At 44.3% G+C, this 24,390-nt stretch carries 21 protein-coding genes; 16 read left to right on the top strand and 5 right to left on the bottom strand.

The window, feature by feature from the left end:
* Nucleotides 1-16: 16 nt before the first annotated feature.
* Both M3221_RS06115 and M3221_RS06110 read right to left on the bottom strand, forming a co-directional pair.
* Nucleotides 17-493 (bottom strand): thioredoxin family protein, encoded by a 477-nt coding sequence (locus M3221_RS06115; RefSeq protein WP_251270595.1) that lies wholly within the window; start codon nucleotides 491-493, stop codon nucleotides 17-19.
* A 4-nt stretch (nucleotides 494-497) separates the two neighbouring features.
* A complete protein-coding gene (locus M3221_RS06110) occupies nucleotides 498-914 on the bottom strand; it encodes a disulfide formation protein C (RefSeq protein WP_251270594.1) in 417 nt (138 codons plus the stop codon).
* A 201-nt stretch (nucleotides 915-1,115) separates the two neighbouring features.
* Here M3221_RS06110 and M3221_RS06105 point away from each other — a divergent pair, with 201 nt between their 5' ends.
* From M3221_RS06105 to M3221_RS06095, 3 genes are all read left to right on the top strand, one after another.
* On the top strand, nucleotides 1,116-2,849 hold the full coding sequence (locus M3221_RS06105) for a phospho-sugar mutase (protein WP_251270593.1): 1,734 nt from the start codon (nucleotides 1,116-1,118) through the stop codon (nucleotides 2,847-2,849).
* Between the two features lie 118 nt (nucleotides 2,850-2,967).
* On the top strand, nucleotides 2,968-4,281 hold the full coding sequence (locus M3221_RS06100) for a SpoVR family protein (RefSeq protein ID WP_251270592.1): 1,314 nt from the start codon (nucleotides 2,968-2,970) through the stop codon (nucleotides 4,279-4,281).
* Nucleotides 4,259-5,011 carry a TrkA C-terminal domain-containing protein gene (locus tag M3221_RS06095; protein WP_251270591.1) on the top strand — a complete coding sequence of 251 codons (753 nt, stop codon included), beginning with the start codon at nucleotides 4,259-4,261 and terminating at the stop codon, nucleotides 5,009-5,011. The genes M3221_RS06100 and M3221_RS06095 overlap by 23 nt, the downstream gene beginning before the upstream one ends.
* Here the strand turns inward: M3221_RS06095 and M3221_RS06090 are convergent.
* Nucleotides 5,008-5,826, bottom strand: a complete 819-nt coding sequence (locus M3221_RS06090; RefSeq protein WP_251270636.1) for an EcsC family protein — start codon at nucleotides 5,824-5,826, stop codon at nucleotides 5,008-5,010. The two genes, M3221_RS06095 and M3221_RS06090, sit on opposite strands and share 4 nt — an antisense overlap.
* A gap of 94 nt (nucleotides 5,827-5,920) precedes the next feature.
* The gene (locus M3221_RS06085; protein ID WP_242232430.1) at nucleotides 5,921-6,340 is read right to left on the bottom strand and encodes an arsenate reductase/protein-tyrosine-phosphatase family protein; all 420 of its coding nucleotides are present in this window, start codon (nucleotides 6,338-6,340) and stop codon (nucleotides 5,921-5,923) included.
* 293 nt (nucleotides 6,341-6,633) lie between these two features.
* On the opposite strand from M3221_RS06085, the gene M3221_RS06080 reads away from it, so the two are divergent.
* The 13 genes from M3221_RS06080 (at nucleotide 6,634) to fumC (ending at nucleotide 23,943) form a co-directional block, all read left to right on the top strand.
* The gene (locus tag M3221_RS06080) at nucleotides 6,634-7,866 is read left to right on the top strand and encodes a dicarboxylate/amino acid:cation symporter (RefSeq protein WP_251270635.1); all 1,233 of its coding nucleotides are present in this window, start codon (nucleotides 6,634-6,636) and stop codon (nucleotides 7,864-7,866) included.
* 106 nt (nucleotides 7,867-7,972) lie between these two features.
* Nucleotides 7,973-8,155, top strand: coding sequence for a twin-arginine translocase TatA/TatE family subunit (locus M3221_RS06075; protein WP_251270590.1), 183 nt, complete (start codon nucleotides 7,973-7,975; stop codon nucleotides 8,153-8,155).
* 203 nt (nucleotides 8,156-8,358) lie between these two features.
* Entirely contained in the window at nucleotides 8,359-10,317 is a 1,959-nt protein-coding gene (locus M3221_RS06070; RefSeq protein ID WP_251270589.1) for a transglycosylase domain-containing protein, read from the top strand.
* A gap of 499 nt (nucleotides 10,318-10,816) precedes the next feature.
* A complete protein-coding gene (gene ilvD / locus M3221_RS06065; protein ID WP_242232427.1) occupies nucleotides 10,817-12,484 on the top strand; it encodes a dihydroxy-acid dehydratase in 1,668 nt (555 codons plus the stop codon).
* A gap of 396 nt (nucleotides 12,485-12,880) precedes the next feature.
* Complete coding sequence (gene ilvB / locus M3221_RS06060) at nucleotides 12,881-14,620, top strand: acetolactate synthase large subunit (protein WP_285879266.1); 1,740 nt, start codon at nucleotides 12,881-12,883, stop codon at nucleotides 14,618-14,620.
* Nucleotides 14,617-15,138: an acetolactate synthase small subunit gene (gene ilvN / locus M3221_RS06055; RefSeq protein ID WP_242232426.1), complete on the top strand. Its 522-nt coding sequence runs from the start codon at nucleotides 14,617-14,619 to the stop codon at nucleotides 15,136-15,138. Before ilvB ends, ilvN begins: the two co-directional genes overlap by 4 nt.
* Before the next feature lie 37 nt (nucleotides 15,139-15,175).
* A complete protein-coding gene (gene ilvC, locus M3221_RS06050; protein ID WP_251270588.1) occupies nucleotides 15,176-16,192 on the top strand; it encodes a ketol-acid reductoisomerase in 1,017 nt (338 codons plus the stop codon).
* A 51-nt stretch (nucleotides 16,193-16,243) separates the two neighbouring features.
* Nucleotides 16,244-17,353, top strand: a complete 1,110-nt coding sequence (gene leuB, locus M3221_RS06045; RefSeq protein WP_251270587.1) for a 3-isopropylmalate dehydrogenase — start codon at nucleotides 16,244-16,246, stop codon at nucleotides 17,351-17,353.
* Between the two features lie 99 nt (nucleotides 17,354-17,452).
* Entirely contained in the window at nucleotides 17,453-18,865 is a 1,413-nt protein-coding gene (gene leuC / locus M3221_RS06040) for a 3-isopropylmalate dehydratase large subunit (RefSeq protein WP_251270586.1), read from the top strand.
* 15 nt (nucleotides 18,866-18,880) lie between these two features.
* Nucleotides 18,881-19,480 (top strand): 3-isopropylmalate dehydratase small subunit, encoded by a 600-nt coding sequence (leuD, locus tag M3221_RS06035; RefSeq protein WP_251270585.1) that lies wholly within the window; start codon nucleotides 18,881-18,883, stop codon nucleotides 19,478-19,480.
* A gap of 262 nt (nucleotides 19,481-19,742) precedes the next feature.
* Nucleotides 19,743-20,855, top strand: a complete 1,113-nt coding sequence (locus tag M3221_RS06030; protein WP_251270584.1) for an ABC transporter ATP-binding protein — start codon at nucleotides 19,743-19,745, stop codon at nucleotides 20,853-20,855.
* Nucleotides 20,856-20,967: 112 nt separating this feature from the next.
* Nucleotides 20,968-22,446, top strand: coding sequence for a glycine betaine ABC transporter substrate-binding protein (locus tag M3221_RS26245; protein WP_285879261.1), 1,479 nt, complete (start codon nucleotides 20,968-20,970; stop codon nucleotides 22,444-22,446).
* A gap of 108 nt (nucleotides 22,447-22,554) precedes the next feature.
* On the top strand, nucleotides 22,555-23,943 hold the full coding sequence (gene fumC / locus M3221_RS06015) for a class II fumarate hydratase (protein WP_251270583.1): 1,389 nt from the start codon (nucleotides 22,555-22,557) through the stop codon (nucleotides 23,941-23,943).
* 49 nt (nucleotides 23,944-23,992) lie between these two features.
* Here fumC and M3221_RS06010 read toward each other — a convergent pair whose 3' ends face one another.
* Complete coding sequence (locus tag M3221_RS06010; RefSeq protein ID WP_242232420.1) at nucleotides 23,993-24,196, bottom strand: alpha/beta-type small acid-soluble spore protein; 204 nt, start codon at nucleotides 24,194-24,196, stop codon at nucleotides 23,993-23,995.
* Nucleotides 24,197-24,390: the final 194 nt, after the last annotated feature.

Here is a 24,390-nt window from a genome sequence, read left to right as displayed (position 1 = left end):
GGAAGGCCGCTTTTTTTTATTGGTTATTTTCTTTTGTCTGGTTTAAAAACGCAGTCCATTCCGCTTCAGGCTGGCTGCCGACAAGGCGGTCTTTTTCTACCCCGTTTTCAAAATAAACAAGTGTCGGTGTATATTCAATCCCATAGTCTGTCCAGCCTTGTTCAAATTCAAGCAGATTATACTGAAGTACTTCTACATTTTCATCATCCGCAATGGGCATTAAAACAGGCGTGGTTTCCTGGCAGTGTGGGCAGGTCGGGCTGTAAAAATAAACAACCGCATCTTCGCCGTCCTCTAATTTTTTCTCAAGGTCATCAGGCAGGATAATATTTTGGTAGTTTGGGTCATCCAGCTGCTTGACCGTTTCAGTATGAAGGTCATCCTTACCATATGGATTTCCTTTCGATGCTTCTTCTTTTTGATATTGCGTTACAAAGGCAATCGCGCCAAAAACAGCAACGAGAACCACCGCAAAAATAATCACTTTCTTCAATGATTTACGCCCCTTTTCTTTTTAAAATCATCAAGCTGGCCACGAAAATAATCGTAAATGCAGTCAACGCGAGAAACGGGATGGTAACGAATCCGAACCAGTTGATATACATCCCTGTGCACGGCACCCGGCCGCAGGCAGGAGCAGCATCCGATAAAAAATCGATTTTTTGAATGCCATAATGGTAAAGGGAAATAAGACCGCCAATACCAGACATTGCGAGCGAATAAACAGCGGCTTTCGTGTCCCTTCTGGCGATCGCAATCCCAAGAATCAATACGAGAGGGTACATCAAAATACGCTGATACCAGCAAAGCTCACAAGGTTCATAGCCGGCAATTTCTGAGAAATAAAGACTGCCTAGCATGGCTGTAAAGGAAGCAGCCCATGCGGTGAAAAGCAGGTTTTCTTTTTTTTGCATGAGATCCCCGCCTATCATCAAAATAATTGCTGAACATTAGCATTATAGTCTGAATAAAGAAGAAAAGTAAAACATTCTGAGCGTCTCCTATATCCTGGTTGTTTTTGGTTGGAAATGAATGAGGTTTACCGTTAATAATTCTGTGAAATAAGAACAACAGATGGTATGATATAGGAAATCATAGTTTTGGAGGGAATGCCTGTGGCCTGGAAAGAAGAATATACAAGATGGAAAAACTATTCGGAACTTGATGCAGAAATAAGTGAACTGCTTCTTTCAATCGAAGAAGATGAAAAAAGTTTAGAAGATGCTTTTTACAAAAATCTTGAATTTGGTACGGGCGGCATGCGCGGCGAAATTGGCGCTGGCACGAACCGGATGAATGTATATACGATTCGAAAAGCATCTGCAGGTTTGGCAGCTTACATAACAGAACAAGGAGAAGAAGCGAAAAAACGCGGTGTAGCGATTGCCTATGACTCTCGCCATAAATCACCGGAGTTTGCACTTGAAAGTGCGAAAACACTTGCTTCAGCAGGTATTCAAACATATCTTTTTGACGAGCTTCGCCCAACACCGGAATTGTCTTTTGCCGTACGTGAGCTGAATGCTTTTGCTGGTATCGTGATTACAGCAAGCCATAACCCGCCTGAGTACAACGGCTATAAAGTGTACGGGCCGGATGGTGCCCAGCTTGCTCCGGAAGCAGCTGATCGTGTCATCGATAAAGTGAACGCAGCAGGTGATGAACTCCAGATCGGGGTAAAAGATGAGAAACTGTTAAAAGAACAGGGACTAATTCAAGTGATCGGGAAAGAAATCGATCAGGCATATGTGGACAATCTTGTGACTATTTCAGAGTGGCCGGAAGCAGCACAAGAATCTGACGTCAATATTGTGTTTTCTCCTCTTCACGGTACTGGTAATAAGCCTGTACGCCAGGCACTTGAGGCGCTTGGCTATCAAAATGTGACTGTTGTAGCTGAACAGGAGCAGCCAGATGCCAATTTTTCAACCGTAAAATCTCCAAATCCTGAGGAAAAAGCAGCGTTTGAACTGGCTATCCGTGATGGACAAAAAGTGGATGCGGACATTTTGATTGCGACAGATCCGGATGCAGACCGCCTTGGTGTCGCTGTAAAAGACGGAAACGGCGGATATGTTTTGCTGACAGGAAATGAAACAGGCGCTGTGCTGGTGGATTATATTTTGGCTCGCAAAAAAGAAAAAGGCACACTGCCTGAAAATGGCCGCATTTTCAAAACCATTGTAACGTCTGAGCTGGGACGTGCAGCAGCAGCTCAATATGGTGTTTCATGCGAAGACGTGTTAACCGGCTTTAAATTTATCGGTGAAAAAATTGAGCAGTATAACGAATCAGGCGAATTTACATTCTTGTTTGGTTATGAAGAAAGTTATGGATACTTAATTGGCGATTTTGCCCGTGATAAAGATGCAGTGCAGGCAGCGCTTCTGGCTGTTGAAGCATGCGCGTACTTCAAAAAGCAGGGGAAAACGCTGCATGAAGCATTGATAGATTTATATGAGCGTGTTGGCTACTTCAAGGAAGGCCTTCAGTCTTTGACGTTAAAAGGAAAAGACGGGGCAGAGCAAATTGCGGGGCTGCTGTCTTCTTTCCGCGCGCAGGCGCCTGAATCAATTGCAGGCATCCGGGTCGAAGCCGTAGAAGATTATCAGACAGGGGAACGGACGGCCATTGCTACGAATGAAAAACAGTCGATCAAGCTGCCTTCTTCAAATGTATTAAAATATTTCCTTGAAGATGGAACATGGGTGTGCGCTCGTCCATCGGGAACAGAACCAAAAGTGAAATTTTACTTTGGGGTAAAAGCGGATTCGTTGGAAGAAGTAACGGAAAAGCTTGCACTCGTTCAAGAAGATTTCATGGCGCGTGTAAATGAAATGTTGAAATAATGATCAAGAGCTGGCGGCTTCTTTGGGCTGCAGCATATAAAAAAGAGGCGGATGAAATCCGCCTCTTTTTTCATGTTTAATGGGCGTACGCATACACATAGATTCAGGGGGGATTCGGATGAAGCATGCTGATCTTCAATATGCAATCGAAGAAATTACAGATATTGCTGCAGGATTCGGGCTTGATTTCTATTCAATGCGTTATGAAATTTGCCCGGCAGATATTATTTACACTTTTGGTGCTTATGGAATGCCTGCCCGTTTTTCGCATTGGCGGTTTGGGAAGCGATTTTACAAAATGAAGCTCCACTATGAGATGGGGCTCAGCAAAATATACGAGCTGGTAATGAATACAGATCCGTGCCAGGCTTTTTTGCTCAATACAAACTCACTCGTTCAAAACAAGCTTATTGTTGCCCATGTTTTAGCCCACTCGGACTTTTTTAAAAATAATGTCCACTTTGAAAAAACAAACAACCAAATGGAAAAATCAATGGCTTCTGCAGCAGAGCGGATCAGCCAGTTAACAGATGAACATGGAATTGAGCAAGTGGAAGCTTTTCTTGACGCCGTTTTATCCATTGAGGAGCATGTAGATCCCCTGGCACACATCGGCTCTCATCAAATCGACGAGCCATTCACTCACCGTTACGAATACGACGATCTCTGGGAAAAAGAATCGGCTCCCAAGCAAGTAGAGGAAACATTTTTTGAAAAAGACCTTCTTGCTTTTATCGCTGCGAACAGTCCGATTTTAACAGACTGGCAGCGTGAAATTGTCATGTTAATCCGCCAGGAGATGCTTTATTTCTGGCCGCAGATGGAAACAAAAATTATGAATGAAGGCTGGGCCTCTTACTGGCATATGAAGATTATGAGAGAGCTGTCCTTAACAGAATCTGAGGCCATTGAATATGCGCGTTTGAATGCGGATGTTGTGCAGCCGTCTAAAATGGGCATCAACCCCTATTATCTTGGGGTTAAATTATATGAGTATATTGAAAAACAATATGGAAACCGCGAAATTTTATTTGATATCCGTGCTAGAGAATCCGATATTTCTTTTCTGCGCAACTACTTGACGAAAGAATTTGTTGAGCAGGAGGATCTGTATTTGTTTGAGAAAAAAGGAGCCCACTGGACGATCACTGATAAGGAATGGGCGTCGGTGCAGGATCAGCTTGTTTCCTCAAAGGTAAACGGAGGATTCCCGTCTCTTTACGTCACAGATGGAAAAGAAGACCTGCATATTTTACATTCGTATGAAGGAAAAGAACTGGACGTTGGCTATTTGGAGCAAACCATTCCAAATCTCTATACGCTATGGGGCAAACCCGTTCATTTAACAACCGTTATTGATGGGCGAACAACAATTTTCACCTATGGAAAAGACGGCTTAAAGAGGAAGTATGGCGGCATGTTTACCGGTTAATGCCTTCGGGAACAATGAAAGAAAAGCCGTTCCGGAAAGAAGGCAGCAAGATATGGGATTTGTTTTTATTTTACTTTATTTGGTGATCGTGGTGCTTGTCATTGAAATATCTGTAATCGCGTTTCACTTAACAGGACTTGAAAAAGAGGTGGCCCGGTATCAGGCGATTTCCATGCTGACAGGCACCGGATTTACAACAGATGAATCACAGCTTATTATTGATCATCCTATACGACGCCGAATCAGTATGTTTCTCATTCTGTTCGGTGCTTTTTCATTGGCCGTTATTATCTCAGCGATTACCAATATTTTAGCCAATGACCTGCGCTTAAAGGAATTGATCATCATTAGTTCCGTACTGCTGGCCATTTACATTCTCGGCAAAACACCAGTGACTAAAAAGCTTCTTCAGCACCGATTTAAACATGAGATGAAAAAAAACCTGGATATTTCTGAACTCCCGGTGAAAGAAGCGCTTTTTCTTCAAGAAGATGACATTGTAACAGATGTAGTAGTAGAAGAAGGCACCAAGCTTGATGGAAAAAAGGTGGAGGATGTCTTTGAGCATGGGCATGATGCCAATTTGTTATTCATTAAAAGAGGAGAAGTAAATGTACGCGAAGATTTAACGGAGGAAACGATTCAGGCAGGTGACAAGCTGTACTTATACGGAAATAAAAAGGTGATTGAGATGCTTACAAAAGAAACCGAATCAGACAATCCGCATTAAAGGCGGATGTCTGATTCGGTTTCTGCTAGTTTCTCTAAAATACGCCGTTTTTTATAAAGCATGATGGCGGTATCGGACAATTCTTCAATCATCGAGCGGTTTGACAGCGCTCCGAAAACAATGCCCACTACGGGTACAAGGCGAAACACTTTCTTTAAGCTGTATTGCTCTCTGTAGGAAAGCACCACTTCCCGCCAGCCCTGCATTTGCGAAATCATTTCTTTGCTGCTTCCCCGATCGGCATAATTCGCAATTTCTTTTAAAATAGCTCGTTTCCCAACAATATCGGAGGAAGAAAATTGCAGGCATTTAATAATGAAAATCCGTTCTTCCCGCTCATTAGGATCGTATCCATAAGCCACAGCGATTTCTTGAAGCATCTTTAGAGAGATCGCCAACGTGGCAGGGATATCAACTGCCAGCGTAAAAATGCCTCCAATGCCTGTTGCAGCACCTTGAACGGTAGCGGCGCCCGCATGCGATTTTTGAATCGAAAAAGCAGTTTCGTCCATAACGGAAATCGGCAGTTTTTTTACGTCTTCTATAGAGTGAACAGGTATTTCGGCGTTGCGCTCCAGCTTTTTTAAGATGCTGTCCTGCCTCGTTAAATACTTGCCGCCGCTTTGAATATAATAGCCGAGTTCGTCCAGCAGCGAGCCAATTTTTCGCTGAATAAAAGAAGGAGTCAGTTTATCAAGGATAGCAAAAGGAAGACGGGCTGCACGGTCCCAAATCCACAATCCTTTTTGATCCTTTTCCCACTGCCCAATTTGCTGCAGCTGTTCGATCAGTGTTTGTTTTGTTTCCATAGTTATAATCCCTGCCTCTCTAAATGAGTTATACGGATGCTAAATAATTTAGTTTCAAAAAAAAATGCCCTCGCTGGTCCAACCGCAAAGGCGTAAAGATTTAAATGAGTTGTTTTTTAAGCTCCTGTATCTTTACAGCAAGCTCATCGCATACTTCCTGATAAGCGGCCCATCGATCTGTTAAATGATCACAATGTATTGGATTGAATATATTCCATCGTAACACTTTCTGCTCGGATTCATTCAAAAGAGCAGGGAGGCTATCACGTTGAAAATCATAAATAGCAACCACGATGTCCGCCTCATTCACGAGCTGAGGCTTCAGCGAATGCGGTGTTTTACTCTCGATGTCAATGTTTACTTCTTTCATCGCCTTAACAGGAAGGGCGTCATAGTCTGCACGTGAGCAAGCGGCGCTGATTACATTCCAGGAGGGCTCATTTAATCTTGCCGCCCACCCTTCCGCCATCATGCTCAAATGATTAAACGGTGACAGAAATAAAATGGTTTTATTTTTCATACCGGTTGACCCCTTTGACGTGGTGGTTATATTCTTTTATACCCCGATTTTCATAATGATAAGCGCTCCTGTAAAATTTGTTGCACAAAGTGAATATTAAGGCATAGTTCCAAAGACTTGCGCTAACCGAAAAAGAAGTAAAAACGACAAGGTACCAAAGAATAAAAACAGGGGTTTAGATCTTTAAAAGGAGTGGTATGTTACTTCTTAAAATACCGCTGTTATTTTACGTGGTTTTAGTAGAAAAAAGGCAAGGATTTGCACAGTGAAAAAGGGGTGAGTAAATGAAAAAAATGAATTTAACTACCAAGATTGTGGCAGCGCTTGTCCTCGGAGCAATTGTCGGTCTCCTGTTAAACTTGACTGCACCAAATGTATTTGAAGTACTGAATACGTATTTATTCGTACCGGTCGGGCAGATTTTCCTGAGCCTGATCAACATGCTTGTTGTACCACTTGTTTTCTTTTCCATTGTGCTTGGATCGGCAGGTCTTGGCGATCCACAAAAGCTGGGTCGTATTGGTGCAAAGACGATAGGCTATTTTTTAGTTACGACGTGTATCGCGGTTATCATCGGCTTGACCCTTGCTGCTGTGATTCAGCCGGGCGCAGCCGGAGAGTTTGATACGGCAGGCGCTGAGTTCTCAGCAGAAGAAGCACCGCCTGTCAGTGAAACGCTTATGAATATTATTCCGAAAAATCCTATCAACGCGATGGCAGAAGGAAATATGCTTCAGCTAATTGTATTTGCCGTTTTTATCGGCTTTGCCCTGACTGCACTTGGCGAAAAAACAAAAGGCATCCTCAGTTTAGTGAATCAGGGAAATGAAATTATGATGTATTTGGTAGGGCTTGTTATGCGGTTTGCGCCATATGGAACCTTTGCTTTAATTGCTACAGCCATTGGCACACAAGGCTGGAATGCCATTCTGGCAATGGGCTCATACATGCTTGTTGTATTAGCGGCATTGTTTATCCACAGCGCCATCACATATGGGGGCACCGTTGCTTTCTTGGCGAAGAAAAATCCTCTTTGGTTTTTTAAAAAGTTTGCTCCGGCAATGGGAGTCGCATTCAGTACATCAAGCAGTAATGCGACGCTGCCTGTTTCCATGGAAGTAGCCCAAAGAGATCTGAAAGTGCCTGAGCCGATCAGTTCATTTGTACAGCCGCTTGGCGCCACCATTAATATGGATGGAACCGCTATCATGCAGGGCGTAGCAACGATGTTTATTGCCCAGGCTTATGGGATTGATCTTACAATGGGGGAACTGGCGACTGTCGTTCTCACAGCTGTTTTGGCCAGCATTGGAACAGCTGGTGTACCCGGCGTCGGGCTTATTATGCTGGCGATGGTGCTTGGTAGTGTCGGACTGCCGGTTGAGGGAATTGGTTTAATTATCGGAATTGACCGCCTGCTTGATATGACACGGACGGCTGTTAATATCACAGGTGATGCAGCATGCGCTCTGTACGTTGGGGAAACAGAAAAAAACAGAAACCTTCAAGCGGTTGGCCGCGCATAGGAACGAGTAAAGAGGGAAATAGACACAAATCTGTTTCTCTTTTTTCGTTCAAAGGGCCGTTTATCCTTTATAATAAACATATCAACAAAGAAAAGGGGCTAAACACATGAACCTTGGATTTGGCGAAGTTGCCATTATTTTGATTGTCGCCTTGTTGTTATTTGGACCGAAGAAATTGCCACAGCTTGGACGCGCCGCCGGCCAGACGCTTCATGAATTTAAGCGCGGCATGAAAAACGTTATGGACGACGACGATACAGATGAGCAAAAGAAAATAGATTCAAAATAAGCAAGCAGGGCCGTGCGCACTGCTTGTTTTTTTATGGAGACAGCCAGATAGCTGCTTTATGTACCAAAAAAAGGCATGTAACTTTTGAGCCTCTCATCCGTACTAGAAAACAGGGCCTGTTTTAGCATATTCGTTGCAATTTAGCGAAATGTGCTTAAAATGAGAAAAGGCCGCATGTATCACAAAGAAGGGAACCAAACAAAATGAAAGTAGTTATGAGAATGATCCAAACTCTCTGGCGAAAGTTTCACCTGACCCAAATTGCTATTTTGCTTGCTGCAATCGTTGTTTTGGCAGGCCTTGGTGCAGGTTTTTATTTTATGAAATCCGCCGACGTGGAAACATTAAAGCAAGGACTCTCACAGTCAACCATTATTTATGATAGAGACGGAGACAAAGCAAGTAAGCTCTCTGCAAACCGAACGAACAGTGTATCGATCGAAAAAATGCCGGAGCATCTGCAGGAAGCGATTGTGGCAGTGGAAGACAATCGTTTTTACGAACATGGCGGGTTTGACGTAAAAGGCATTTTCCGTGCTGCCTTTACCAACCTTATGGCAGGTTCAAGGGTACAGGGAGCCAGCACGCTGACGCAGCAGCTGACGAAAAACGCGCTTCTGTCGCCGGAAAAAACATACCGGCGGAAAATAGAAGAATTGTTTCTCGCCATTGAGATTGAAAAAGTATACAAAAAAGAAGAGATTTTAGAAATGTACTTGAATACAAGCTATTTCGGAAATGGAGCTTGGGGAGTGCAAAACGCAGCTAAAAAATATTTTGGAAAAGACGTTTCCGAGCTGACTCTTGCGGAGTCGTCTATGCTTGCCGGAATGGTAAAGGCGCCATCACGTTACAATCCGATCGACAGCATGGATAATGCAGTCGACCGCCGCCAGGTTGTGTTAAATCAGATGGTGAAATACGGTTATCTTACCGAGAATGAAGCAGACGAAGCTGCCAATACAGAAGTAACGCTTGAGGATGCAAGCGGTGATCCGCTGAAAGGAAAGTACGCTCATTACGCCGATGCTGTCATCAATGAAGCGATCTCACGCTACGGTTTAACGCAGGACGATCTCCTGTCGCAAGGTTACAATATTTATACAGCGATGGACCAAAACGTACAGGCCGGGCTGGAAGACGTATATGAAAACAGTACAGTTTTCCCTCAAACAGTCAACGGGGAAGATACACAAAGCGCGGCTGTGTTAATGGATCCGAAAAGCGGCGGCGTTTTAGGTGTTGTCGGCCGGCGGGGCGAACACGTTTTCCGCGGCTTCAGCTTTGCTACTCAGATGAAAAAGTCACCAGGCTCCACCATCAAGCCGCTGGCTGTATATACGCCTGCTCTTGAAGAAGGCTATAAACCGACCGATATGCTGGTGGATGAAAAAATGTCTTTTGGAAAAGGTGAAGGTGCGTATTCTCCGTCTAACTACAGTGATACGTATGAAGGAGAAATGCCAATGTACCGGGCGATTGAAAAGTCAGCGAACGTGCCGGCCGTCTGGCTCTTAGACCAAATTGGCCTGTCAAAAGGCGTTAATTCCTTAGAGCGGTTTGGCCTTGAGGCAAAAGATCCAAAGCTGGGGTTAGCCCTTGGTGATATTACGCCAGGTGTGTCCCCCCTTCAAATGGCTGAAGCCTATTCAGCATTTTCAAATGACGGTGTTCGAAAAGAAACATTTTTCATTCAAAAAATTATCGGCCCTGAAGGAGAAATCAAGCCAAAATGGGAGCCGAAGGAAGTTAAAGTAACGTCAAAAGAAGTAACAGACGAAATGACATCCATGCTTCTCGGGGTAGTAGAGAGGGGATCCGGCAAACGCGCCCAGGTAGATGGGGTAGATATTGCCGGGAAAACCGGTTCTACACAAGTGCCGATCGAAGGCATTGACGGCACTGAAGACCAATGGTTTGTCGGATACACACCGAACCTGGTAGGGGCTGTCTGGGTTGGCGTAGAAGAAGTAAGTAAAACAAATTACATGACAACCAACAGTTCGGACGGGGCTGTACCGCTATTTGGTGAAGTTGTGTCTAAGATTCTTCCTTACATCGGAGAAACTTCGTTTGATGTAGACGCCATTGATGACAATGTAAAGCCCGAAGAGGAACATTGGTATGATGGAATCGTAGAAAAATGGAACGAATGGTTTTAAACGAAAGCCGGATGTTTATTCATCCCGCCTAAGACTGACGACTTTGTCGTCAGTCTTTTTTTATGAATGTTTCCATTGTCGAAAAGGGGCAGCTACCTATTGGACTAGCAGGCCAGTTCAAGCCGATTTAGCCGCATAACGCCGGATACGAATCCAATACCTGCCCTATGCAAAAGCGAGCCCGTGCGCCCAAAACATCCCGCGCTTCTAGCATGCAAAAAACAAAAAGATTCTCTAACAAATCATTTATTTTTCTGCCGTTCTAATCTGGATGATTATTCGCCTGGCTTTTTACATATACATAGTGGGAAGCGTTCACAAAAAAGAAACTTTAAAAATAATTTAGTCTTGTCAGAAAATTTGACAGAAAAGGTGTTGACCAAAGTCGAAAAGAGCGGTATTATTGTGACCACAATATAAACTTAATTTTCAGATTAAATAAATGATTCTTACAGATTATTGGGCAATTTGAAAGGCAAGTCATCATGGGGGAGATACAATGCGCAGTGATATGATTAAAAAAGGGGTTGAACGTGCCCCGCACCGTAGCTTGTTGTATGCTGCTGGTGTAAAAACGGCGGATTTACATAAGCCATTTATCGGCGTATGTAATTCCTATATAGATATTATTCCAGGACACGTTCACTTAAACAAATTTGCTGAAGTCGTAAAAAAAGAGATTCGTGAAGCTGGCGGCGTTCCGTTCGAGTTTAATACAATCGGCGTAGATGACGGTATCGCAATGGGCCATATTGGCATGCGTTATTCTCTTCCAAGCCGCGAACTGATTGCCGATTCAGCTGAAACAGTCATTAATGCGCATTGGTTTGACGGAGTATTTTACATTCCAAACTGTGACAAAATTACACCAGGTATGCTTATGGCCGCTGTGCGGACAAACGTACCAGCTGTGTTTGTGTCAGGAGGACCGATGGAAGGCGGCGTTTCTTCAACAGGGAAACCATTAACGCTGACGTCTGTATTTGAAGGAGTCGGAGCTCACCTTTCCGGCAAAATGTCAGCAGAAGAGCTGCTCGATATCGAGTCGAATGCTTGTCCGACTTGTGGGTCTTGTTCAGGGATGTTTACCGCTAATTCCATGAACTCATTGATGGAAATGCTCGGGCTTACACCGCCTGGAAACGCAACGATTGTGGCAACTAGTCCTGAACGTCACCGTTTAATTAAAGAAGCAGTCGGATACTTGATGAACGCAATTGAAAATGATTTGAAACCGCGTGACATCGTAACAGAACGGGCGATTGATGATGCTTTTGCTCTTGATATGGCGATGGGCGGTTCAACAAATACAGTTCTTCACACATTAGCCATTGCAAATGAAGCAGAAATTGAGTATGATTTAAATCGTATAAATGAAGTAGCCAATAGAATTCCATATTTGGCAAAAATAAGTCCAGCATCAGATTACACAATGGATGATGTTAATAAAGCAGGCGGCATCAGCGCGATTATCCGTGAACTGTGCGAGCTTGAAAATGGCATTGACGGCGATCGCTTGACGATCACGGGCAAAACCGTTTATGAAAATGTTAAAGATGCCCATATCACGAATACAAACGTAATTCGGACGAAAGAAGATCCATACAGCCCAGTCGGCGGCCTTTCCATTCTATACGGAAATATTGCCCCGCTTGGCGGAGTTATTAAAGTAGGAGCCGTTGATCCATCCATTAAAACATTTGATGGAGAAGCGATCGTATTTGACTCGCAGGAAGAAGCTATTGAGAACATCAATAATGGAACCGTTAGAGAAGGCCACGTCGTCGTAATCCGGTATGAAGGGCCAAAAGGCGGACCGGGTATGCCGGAGATGCTGACTCCAACATCAGCGATCGCTGGCCGTGGACTTTCGACAAAAGTCGCGCTTATGACAGACGGCCGTTTCTCTGGTGCATCACGTGGTATTTCAATCGGACACGTTTCACCAGAAGCAGCTGAAGGCGGACCAATTGCTTTTATCCATAATGGCGACAAAATCAAAATTGACCTGACAAATCGTACGCTGAACGTTGACTTGTCAGAAGAAGAGCTGGCAGCACGCCGTGCAGATTTTGTACAGCCGGAGCCGAAAATTAAAAAAGGCTGGCTTGCTCGTTATTCTAAGCTTGTTACTTCTGCCAATACCGGCGGAATTATGAAAATTTAACATATGTATTGCATATAAATCGTTGACGAGGAAAAAGTGTTAGGAACTGCATTTCACAGAGAACCGGTTATAGCTGAGAGCCGGGAGTGCATCCTAATCGCGACATCCCCTCTGAGTGCTTTTCTGAACGTCATCCAGTAGGAAAAGCCGGGTGCTGAGCTACCCGTTACCAAAACGAGCCGATTATCGGTTCATAAGGCGGATTTTTGTAAGAAAATTCGTGAATCAGGGTGGTACCGTGAAAAGGAGAAGTCTTTTCACCCCTGCGTTGCTGTTTCGGCAGTCGCAGGCGTGAAAGGACTTTTCTTTTTGCTTTAAAACGGGTATTTGTACCTTTGTAAAGAAGAACCCTCTTGCCAATACGGACAATAAACCATTATTTGGAGGAGATCAAAAATGAGTCAAAATGCTAAAGCACCGGAATTGAAATTTGAAAATGAACCGGTTAAAAGAACAGAGCCAATGAATGGTGCCGACCTATTTGTCGAAACATTGAAAAATGAAAATGTAGAAGTGATGTTTGGTTATCCAGGCGGTGCGGTTCTTCCATTATATGATGCACTTTATAAAAACCCGATCCGTCACATTCTTGCCCGGCATGAGCAGGCGGCTATCCATGCAGCAGAAGGATATGCCCGTGTTTCTGGCAAACCAGGTGTTGTATTGGCCACATCTGGTCCTGGAGCAACAAACCTTGTAACGGGTATTGCGGATGCCATGATGGATTCTCTGCCGCTTGTGATCTTTACAGGACAGGTAGCCACTGGCGTCATCGGATCAGATGCATTCCAGGAAGCCGATGTAATCGGTATTACAATGCCAATTACAAAACACAACTATCAGGTTCGCTCAATGGAAGATCTTCCAAGAATCGTCCATGAAGCTTTTCATATTGCCACAACCGGCCGTCCGGGTCCTGTTTTAATCGATATTCCAAAGGACATTGCAACGACAATCGGAAATGCGGAATTTGTAGATGAACTGAATCTGCCGGGATACCAGCCGAACTTTAAACCAAACAGCCTGCAGGTGAAAAAGCTTCGTGGTGCGCTCGCAAAAGCGAAAAAGCCGGTTATTTTAGCAGGGGCAGGCGTTCTTTTTGCAAAAGCATCTGAAGAATTGCTCGAATTTGTCGAAAAAATGCAAATTCCGGTTGTAAACACACTGCTTGGCCTTGGCGGATTTCCAGCTGACCATTCACTGTTCCTTGGAATGGGCGGAATGCACGGAACATACGCGGCCAACACAGCTCTTTATGAAGCAGACCTGCTGATCAATATCGGCGCTCGCTTCGATGACCGCTTAACTGGAAATCTGGCTCATTTTGCTCCGAATGCAACGGTCGCGCATATTGATATCGACCCGGCAGAGATTGGCAAAAACGTGCCGACCCATATCCCAATCGTAGCGGATGCAAGAGAAGCATTGAAAAAAATTCTCAGCCTTGATCTAGAAGTGCCGCAGGCAGAAGAATGGCGCCAAAAGCTTCAAAAAGACAAGGAAGAAAATCCGCTTTGGAATACAGAAGGCGGGGAAGGCATCTCTCCTCAATCGTTAATGCGCATTATTCATAATGTAACGAATGGAGATGCAGTAGTCACAACGGATGTTGGTCAGCACCAGATGTGGACAGCACAATACTACGGATTCAAAAAACCAGACCAATGGGTAACATCAGGCGGGCTTGGAACAATGGGCTTTGGTTTCCCATCTGCGATCGGCGCGCAAATTGCAAAGCCGGATAAAACAGTCGTGGCGGTAGCCGGTGACGCAGGCTTCCAAATGACTTTGCAGGAGCTTGGACTTGTTGCAGAATTGAAGCTGCCGGTTAAAATTGTCATTTATAATAACCAGGCGCTTGGTATGGTACGCCAGTGGCAGGAAACATTCTACGAAGAGCGGTATTCTCAATCATTGATTCCGGTTCAGCCGGACTTTGTTAAACTGGCCGATGCTTATGGCATTCGCGGCTATGTCGTTACAACAGAGGAAGAAGCAGAAAAAGTTATGCGTGAAACGCTGACAGATAACGAGCCTGTATTGATCGATTGCCGCATTAAACCGAAAGAAATGGTTTATCCGATGATCGCACCAGGCAAAGGACTTCATGAAATGATCGGAGTGAAACCGCAATGAGAAGAATTGTAACAGCAACTGTGTTGAACCAAAGCGGTGTTTTAAACCGTATCGCCGGACTGTTTACACGCCGCCAATTTAATATTGAAAGCATTACAGTAGGTGCGACTGAAACAGAAGGCGTATCAAAAATGACGTTCGTTGTCCAAGTGGAAGACGACCGCATGGTAGAGCAAGTTGTCAAACAGCTGCATAAGCAAATTGACGTGTTAAAAGTCAGTGACATTACTGAACAGGCAATTGTTACACGCGAGCTTGCTCTTATAAAAGTGATGACCACTCCGCAAACGCGGGCTGAAATCAACGTAATCATTGAACCATTCCGGGCGACCATTATTGATGTTGCACGAGACAGTGTGACCATTCAAGTTGTCGGAAACTTCGAGAAAATCGAAGCAATGATTGAACTTCTTCGCCCTTACGGCATCAAAGAAGTGGCGCGTACGGGACAAACAGCGATTAAACGCGGTTCCCAGCGGTTTGTGTCAGACTCAAAACAGGTTTCTATTTTAAATTAAAATAAAAAACAAAAAACAATCTTGGAGGATGAAAAAAATGACAAAAGTTTATTACAATGGTGACATCAACGAAGCGGTACTTGCAAACAAAACAGTAGCTATCATCGGTTACGGTTCACAAGGGCATGCACATGCATTGAACCTTCGTGAAAGCGGCGTAAATGTTGTAGTAGGTCTTCGTCCAGGGAAATCATTTGATCAAGCAACAGCTGACGGCTTTGATGTAAAAACAGTTCGCGAAGCAAGTGCTGCAGCGGATATCATTATGATCCTTCTTCCAGATGAATATCAAACAGCAGTATACAAAGAAGAAATCGAGCCAGTATTAGAAGAAGGCAACGCGCTTGCATTCGCTCACGGCTTCAACGTTCATTTTAACCAAATTACACCGCCTGCAAACGTAGACGTATTCCTTGCTGCACCAAAAGGTCCTGGCCACTTAGTTCGCCGTACGTATGAGCAAGGTGCTGGTGTACCGGCATTGTTCGCGATCTACCAAGACTACACAGGCCAAGCGAAAGACATTGCTCTTGCTTACGCTAAAGGTGTTGGGGCAGGCCGTGCAGGTATTTTGGAAACAACATTCCGTGAAGAAACAGAAACAGATTTGTTCGGTGAGCAAGCCGTTCTTTGCGGCGGTACAGCTGAGCTTGTAAAAGCCGGTTTTGAAACGCTTGTAGAAGCTGGATATCAGCCGGAAATTGCTTACTTCGAGTGCCTGCATGAATTGAAATTGATCGTAGACCTTATGTACGAAGGCGGTCTTGCAGGTATGCGCTACTCAATCTCTGATACAGCTCAATGGGGTGACTACGTATCAGGACCACGCGTTATCACAGCTGAAACAAAAGCACGCATGAAAGACGTATTAACAGATATTCAAACAGGTAAGTTCGCTAAAGGCTGGCTGCAAGAAAACCAATTGAACCGTCCTGAGTTTACAGCCATTACTCGTCGTGAAAGCGAGCACCAGCTTGAAGTAGTCGGAAAAGAGCTTCGTGCCCTAATGCCATTCATCAAGCAAAACCAAAAAGCGGAAAGCGTGAAAAACTAAGCGTTTTTCAACTAGTTTAAAGAAGTTATTTCAAGCAACGGAGGGATTTACGTGAAGAAGAAAATTGCCATTTTGCCGGGCGATGGAATCGGCCGGGAAATCGCATCAGGTGCCGCGTCTGCTCTTGAAGCAGTCGGTAAACGCTTTGGCCACGAATTTGAGATAGAATACGCTGATATTGGGGGTGCTGCAATTGATTCGCACGGGACGCCGCTGCCAGAATCAACGCTGGCACTTGCCAAAGAAAGTGACGCGATTTTGCTCGGTGCGGTAGGAGGTCCTAAATGGGACAGCCTGCCGTCGGCCCAACGCCCGGAGCGCGGCCTGCTTGCCATTCGGAAGGAGCTTGGCTTATTTGCCAACCTGCGTCCGATTCCATCATTCCAAACGCTTGTGCAATCTTCTCCGCTAAAGCCTGAAATTGCCGGAAAGGTCAATATGCTCATCGTGCGTGAATTGACGGGCGGCCTGTACTTCGGGAAACCGAGCGAACGCCGCGGTGAAAACAACGAAGTCGTAGTGGATACTCTTCAATATACACGGGCGGAAATCGAGCGCATCGTTATTAAAGCATTCGAATTCGCAAAAGCACGTGATGGGCGGCTTACATCCGTTGATAAAGCCAACGTGCTGGAGTCGAGCCGGATGTGGCGTGAAATTGTCAATGAAAAAGCAGCGGACTATCCAGAGGTTACAGTTGACCATATGTACGTTGATGCGGCAGCTATGAAGCTGATTTCTAGTCCAGGCCAGTTTGACGTTATCGTAACAGAAAACTTATTCGGCGATATCTTAAGCGATGAAGCGTCCATGATTACAGGTTCACTTGGCATGCTGCCATCGGCAAGTTTATCGGAAAGCGGCCTTGGGCTGTATGAGCCGGTTCACGGTTCGGCACCAGATATTGCCGGCCAGAACAAAGCCAATCCGCTGGCTATGATCCTGTCCACTGCTCTTATGCTGAAATATTCACTGGATATGCGCGCTGAAGGTGAAGCCATTGAGCGGGCTGTGCAATCTGTTTTAAATGACGGCTATTGCACACCAGACTTGCAAATGGAAGGCAGCACAGTGGTAGGAACAGATAAAATGATTGAGCTTGTTACAAGCCGCATCGCTGAAGAAACAACAGCATCGGCCGGCGAAGTTGTATACATGTAAAGCAAACGCCACGTGGATTCAACCTTCTTCTGTAACATTTGCAGAAGAAGGCGGGGTCCTCGTTTTTTATCAAAATGCACATAAGAGGGGGGCTGTACAATGACGAAAAAAACGGTTATCGAAAAAATTTGGGAAAATCACGTTGTAAGCAGAGAAGAAGGGAAGCCGGATCTGCTCTACATCGATTTGCATCTTGTCCACGAAGTGACATCACCACAGGCATTTGAAGGATTACGTATGAACGGACGCCGTGTCAGACGGCCCGATTTAACATACGCCACTATGGATCACAACGTTCCAACAATCAATCGCCACATTGTCAATGACCCAATTTCCAAAACACAGATGGAAACATTAAAACAAAACTGCCGTGAGTTCGGCATTGAATTAGCCGATATTGATCACCCAGACCAAGGGATTGTGCACGTTATCGGACCGCAGCTTGGTCTTACACAGCCGGGCAAAACAATCGTCTGCGGCGACAGCCACACATCAACGCATGGTGCGTTTGGTGCACTTGCTTTCGGTATCGGAACAAGTGAAGTAGAACACGTACTTGCTACCCAGACGATTTGGCAAAAGAAGCCCAAAACATTGCAAATTAAAGTAAATGGCAAGCTTGGTTTTGGTGTTCAAGCGAAAGACATTATATTAGCGATTATTGCAAAGTTTGGTGTAAATGCTGGTACAGGCTATGTAATGGAATTCACAGGTGAAGCTATTCGTTCTCTTTCTATGGAAGAGCGCATGACAATCTGCAACATGTCCATCGAAGCCGGAGCACGTGCAGGTCTTGTCAGCCCGGATATGACGACCGTTGAATATTTACGCGGCCGCCGTTATGCACCGCAGGGTGAAGAGTTTGAAGAAGCAGCGAAAAATTGGCTTGCTCTTGCATCTGATGAAGGTGCAGAATATGACAAAACGCTGGAAATCGACACTGCAGAAATTGAGCCGCAAATGACATGGGGAACGAATCCGTCAATGGGCAGCGGTATTTCAGGTGTTGTTCCGTCACCGGATAACTTTGAACGAGAAGCGGACAAAGAATCTGTACGCCATGCGCTTGAGTATATGGGACTTGAATCGGGTACGAAATTAACTGAAATTCCGGTTGATTATGTATTTATTGGTTCCTGCACAAACTCTCGTTTAAGCGATTTGCGTGCTGCTGCAGAAGTGGCAAAAGGCCGCAAAGTACAGGATCATGTAACAGCTATTGTTGTTCCTGGTTCTCAAACGGTTAAACAGCAGGCGGAAGCAGAAGGACTGGATCAAATTTTTATCAATGCCGGATTTGAGTGGCGTGAGTCAGGCTGCTCAATGTGCCTTGCTATGAATGATGACATTGTGCCTCCGGGCAAACGCTGTGCTTCTACATCTAACCGTAATTTTGAAGGCCGTCAAGGCAGCGGCGCCCGCACGCACCTTGTCAGCCCTTCAATGGCGGCAGCTGCGGCGGTTATGGGCCGTTTTACAGATGTACGTGAACTAGCAGGCGTAAACCAATAAGAAGGAGGAGCCGTTATGGAACCGATCAATCAATTTACAGGAACAGTGTGCCCAATTAACCGGGCAAATATCGATACGGATCAAATTATTCCGAAACAGTTTTTAAAGCGCATTGAGCGTCAAGGTTTTGGCCAATTTGTTTTTTACAACTGGCGTTTTGATGATGATGGCAGCAAACGAGAGGATTTTATTTTAAATGACCCGCAATTTGCGGATTCTGAAATTCTAGTGGCCGGTGAAAACTTTGGATGCGGCTCTTCACGTGAGCATGCTCCGTGGGCTTTGCTTGATTATGGCTTCCGCGTTATTATTGCACCGAGCTACGCGGACATCTTCTACAACAATAGTGTTAAAAACGGAATTCTTGCCGTAAAGCTGACGGATGAGGAAGTAGAAACCCTGCTTCAAAAATCTTCTACACCAGGCTTTAAGCTTCATATTAACCTTGAAGAGCAATCAGTAAGTGATGACAGCGGCTTTAAAGCTCACTTTGACATCGATCCTTACTGGAAGAAAATGTTGTTGAATGGCTGGGATGAGATCTCGGTTACGTTAACAGCTGAAGAACGCATTCGCCAATTTGAAGAAAAAGTATACGGGAAGCAATACAGCTAAAACAAAAAGACCTTTCCTATTTAGGAAAGGTCTTTTTGTTGTTTATTACAGCATGGAAACAATCCATGATATGACAACAATGGCACCAATAATCATTAAGATCGTCCTTAACATTCCGTTCACCTCGTACTTTGATTTGTTACGTATAAAGTTCCCATAGACAAGCAACCTTAAACATAGGAAAAGAAAATGAAAAAAAATTAACGTTTTATGTTTTTACTATATCAAGATAGGGAAATGGAAATACAGGGAGGTGTATATTTTGATTGAATTCAAGGAAGTAGCAAAAAAATATCCAGACGGATTTGAAGCACTCAAACAAATTAATTTAAAAATACATACAGGAGAGCTTTTTGTATTAATCGGGCCTAGTGGCTGTGGAAAAACTACGACGATGAAAATGATTAACCGTTTAATCGATCCATCAAGCGGCTCTATTACAATTGACGGGAAAAATATCTCGGAGATTAATCCTGTGCAGCTTCGACGGGATATCGGTTATGTCATTCAGCAAATCGGCTTAATGCCGCATATGACGATTAAAGAAAATGTTGGACTTGTACCGAAGCTGAAAAAATGGGAAGAAGAAAAGTATGCTGAGAAAGTAAATCAACTAATGAAGCTTGTAGGACTCGATCCAGCTGTTTTTGGCGACCGGTATCCGGCTGAGCTTTCAGGCGGCCAGCAGCAGCGGATTGGCGTAGTTCGGGCAATGGCTGCGGAGCCAAGTATTATCCTTATGGATGAACCGTTTAGTGCACTTGATCCCATCAGCCGTGAGCAGCTGCAAGATGAGCTGGTCCGGCTGCAAGGTGAGATGAAAAAAACCATTGTGTTTGTTACACACGATATGGATGAAGCACTGAAAATTGCGGATCGGATTTGCATTATGCAAAACGGTGTTGTTGTACAGCTCGATACACCAGAGCGCATCTTGCGGCATCCAGCCAATGAGTTTGTCCGCCAATTTATCGGCGAAGACCGTATTCAAGACTCGATGTCTCTTCCAGCGCTTGAGCAGTTAATGACGTCACCTGTTACCGTTTCACCGGATCGAGGAATTGCTGCCGCACTTAAATTAATGCGCCAAAAACGTGTTGACAGTTTAATTCTTATTGACAACCAGCGTCATTATCATGGTGTCGTCGGTATTTGGGATCTTCAAAGATCCTATGCAGATGAGGGATTAATGCTTGGCGGCATTGAAAAAGTAAAAGTGCCGGTTATCAACCATCTGGAAGACCCGGAAACAGCCCTCGAAATGATTAATCAGTCTCCTCTCAGCTTCATTGTTGTGACCGATGAGGAGAATCGGGTACAGGGAATTATTAATCGTGCCAGTATTGTCCGCCATATATCAAATCAATTTGCTTAAGAGGAAGGGATGACCTATTTTTACATTTAGTTTAATTACACAAACAATAAACGCGTTCCAAACAAGGTGGGCTGAAATATGGCAGCTTATCCTTGAGCATTTATATTTATCATTGATTTCCATTGGTCTTGCGATCCTCATATCCGTCCCTCTAGGGATTTATCTAACCCGCCATAAAAAAATTGCCGAGCCCATTATCGGTATTACGGCCATATTTCAAACAATCCCCAGCTTAGCATTACTCGTATTTCTTGTTCCTTTTATCGGCACGGGAAAAGCACCAGCAATTATTGCATTGACGATTTATGGACTGCTGCCTGTTTTAAGAAATACATATCTTGGTATTACGGGTGTTAATCGATCTACAGTTGAAGCTGGAGTCGGAATGGGAATGACAAGCCGTCAAGTATTATGGATGGTAGAATTGCCCCTTGCTTTAAAAGTGATTATGGGGGGAGTGCGAACTGCCGCGGTATTAATTGTCGGGGTTGCGACCATTGCAGGCCTGATTGGTGCGGGCGGTCTTGGCGATTTGATTTTCCGCGGCCTGCAAACTTATAATTCTGGGCTTATTTTGGCAGGAGCCATTCCAGCAGCGTTAATAGCCATTATTCTTGATTTTGTCTTAAAGCGGATTGAGTACAATTCGTCGACTGAAGCACTTCAGAAAAAAGGAAAGCGAAGCCGTCGAATGATATACGCAATTGCCGGTACAGCAGCTTTGCTGCTTGTTGGGATGATTGTCTGGCCGTTTATTACCGGAAGCCAGTCGAATAATACCATCACTATTACCGGAAAGTCATTTACGGAACAGGAAATTCTCGTTCATGTTTATGGAAAATTAATTGAAGAAGAAACGGACCTAAATGTGAAATATGAATCCTTTATTAGCGGATCAGCAGGTGTATTTAATGGCCTCAAACAGGGTTCATACGATCTTTCGATTGAGTATACGGGAACCATTTTGATTAACTACTTAAAAGAAAAAATAAACAGCAACAACCCAGATGACGTATATAATTATACAAAGAAAAGATTTGATCAGGAATTTGATCTGCAGCTGCTTGACCCAATTGGATTCAATAATACGTACTCTGTCACGATTCGCGAGGCGGATGCAAAGCGGTATGGGATTGAGACCATTTCCCAGCTTCAGCCTTATGCCAAAAACATGCGTTTCGGCTCAGAGCCCGAATTTCTAGAGCGTGCTGATGGCTATCCGGGTCTTCAAAAAGTATACGGACTCAATTTTGCTTCTACTGAAACATTGGACAGCGGTATTATATACAGTGCCATTAAAAATAATGAAGTAGACGCGGTGGATGCTTATACAACTGATGGACGCGTTCAGGCATTTAATTTAAAAGTATTAAAAGACGACAAGCAATTCTTCCCTCCTTATTATGCGATTCCAGTTGTACGCGGAGAAGTGCTGGAAAAGCATCCAGAGCTTAAAAAAGTATTAAATATGCTTGCCGGGAAAATTGATGATGAGCGGATGCAGGAGTTAAATAAGCGGGTTGATATTGATGGCAAAAAGTATGAAGAAGTAGCAGAAGAGTTTTTAAAGGAAGAAGGATTAATCGACTGATAAAAAAAGCGTTTCGTAAGGACGGAACGCTTTTTTTTATTTCCTGAGCATGAAGAAAGAAAATTCGGGAAAAGTGTAGGGAGGAACAATTTTGAGGAGGGATACATAATGGAATTCCGAGTAGAGCGTGACACGATCGGTGAAATACAGGTTCCGTCTGATAAATATTGGGGAGCACAAACACAGCGGAGCTTAGAAAATTTTCCGATTGGCACAGAAAAAATGCCAATAGAAATGATTTATGCCTTTGCTCACTTAAAAAAAGCGGCTGCCATCGTAAACGAAAGTCTTGAAAAGCTGTCCGAAGAAAAAATGAGTGCGATTTCGGCAGCTTGTGACGATATTCTGAATGGTGATATTGGTCCCGAGCATTTCCCGCTGGTCGTCTGGCAGACCGGAAGCGGCACGCAATCGAATATGAACGTAAATGAGGTTGTAGCACGGCGCGCCTCTGAAATCGCAGGGAAAGAAGGATTTATTCACCCAAATGATGATGTAAACATGTCACAGAGTTCGAATGACACGTTTCCGACCGCCATGCATATTGCTTTGTATGATGAAACAGAAAAACGTTTAAAACCGGCCCTAAAGCAATTTAAAAAAACATTAAAGAAAAAAGAAAAAGCATTTATGGATGTAATCAAAATCGGCCGTACCCATTTACAGGATGCAACACCTTTATCTCTTGGGCAGGAAATATCCGGCTGGCGGTACATGATCGTCCGCAGTATCGATATGATTAAACTGGCCCAGCGGGAGCTGCTTTACCTGGCAATTGGTGGTACAGCGGTTGGTACCGGTATTAATGCCCATCCATCATTTGGTGAAAAAACAGCCGAACAGCTGGAAAAACAAACGGGCTATCCGTTTATTTCGTCTTCTAATAAATTTCATGCACTGACAAGCCACGATGAAATTGTTTTTTTTCACGGTGCATTAAAAGCACTGGCAGCAGATGCAATGAAAATTGCCAATGATGTAAGGTGGCTTGCCAGCGGGCCGAGAAGCGGTATTGGGGAGCTGACGATTCCGGCGAATGAGCCGGGAAGCTCGATCATGCCTGGAAAGGTAAACCCGACCCAGAGCGAAGCGCTGACGATGGCTGCTGTCCAGGTATTTGGCAATGATGCTGCGGTTGGATTTGCAGCGAGCCAGGGAAACTTTGAACTAAATGTATTTAAGCCAGTTATTGTGTATAATACGCTGCAGTCGATTCGTCTTTTAGCTGACGGTATTGTCTCATTTGATGAACGATGTGCAGTCGGTATTGAAGCGAATATGGGACGTATCCAATCTTTAATGGAGCAGTCGCTGATGCTTGTAACGGCTTTAAACCCGCACATCGGTTATGAAAAAGCAGCAAGTATTGCGAAATCCGCTCACCAAAAGGGAACCACTTTAAAAGAAGCCGCTCTTGCATCCGGTTATGTAACCGAGGAGCAATATGAGCAGTGGATTGACCCGGCGAAAATGGTAAATCTGCCGAAAAAGAAATAAAAAGCAATCCGCCTCAATATTTGAGGCGGATTGCTGGGTCATTACCCTATTACTTTTGGAAGCCGTTTAGTTGCTGTTCAGCCATGCGCACCAAACGTTTTGTGATTTCGCCACCAACTGAACCGTTAGCGCGTGATGTAGCGTCAGCACCTAGCTGTACACCAAATTCAGAAGCGATTTCGTACTTCATTTGGTCGATAGCTTGTTGTGCTCCTGGTGCAAGTAATTGGTTAGAACTGTTGTTGTTTGCCATAACTGTTCATCTCCCTTTTTTTAATTGGCCGGGTACTAACGGAGTTGCACCGCTACGATAAATCGTCCGGACTGCCGGATAAGACCCGTTGTTGATTGTAATCCTAGTATGGATTGAACTCTTTTCTTTATCCGTAATATTTGTAGGTAGTTGTTTCCACTAAAGGAAAATGGCTGTGGCAAGCGTTTTGGAAA

Origin of the sequence: Domibacillus indicus, from assembly GCF_023715895.1 — a bacterium.
GTDB lineage: Bacteria > Bacillota > Bacilli > Bacillales > Domibacillaceae > Domibacillus > Domibacillus indicus_A.
Note: the sequence above shows the minus strand (reverse complement) of the source record. Positions and strands in the feature narration are given on the sequence as shown.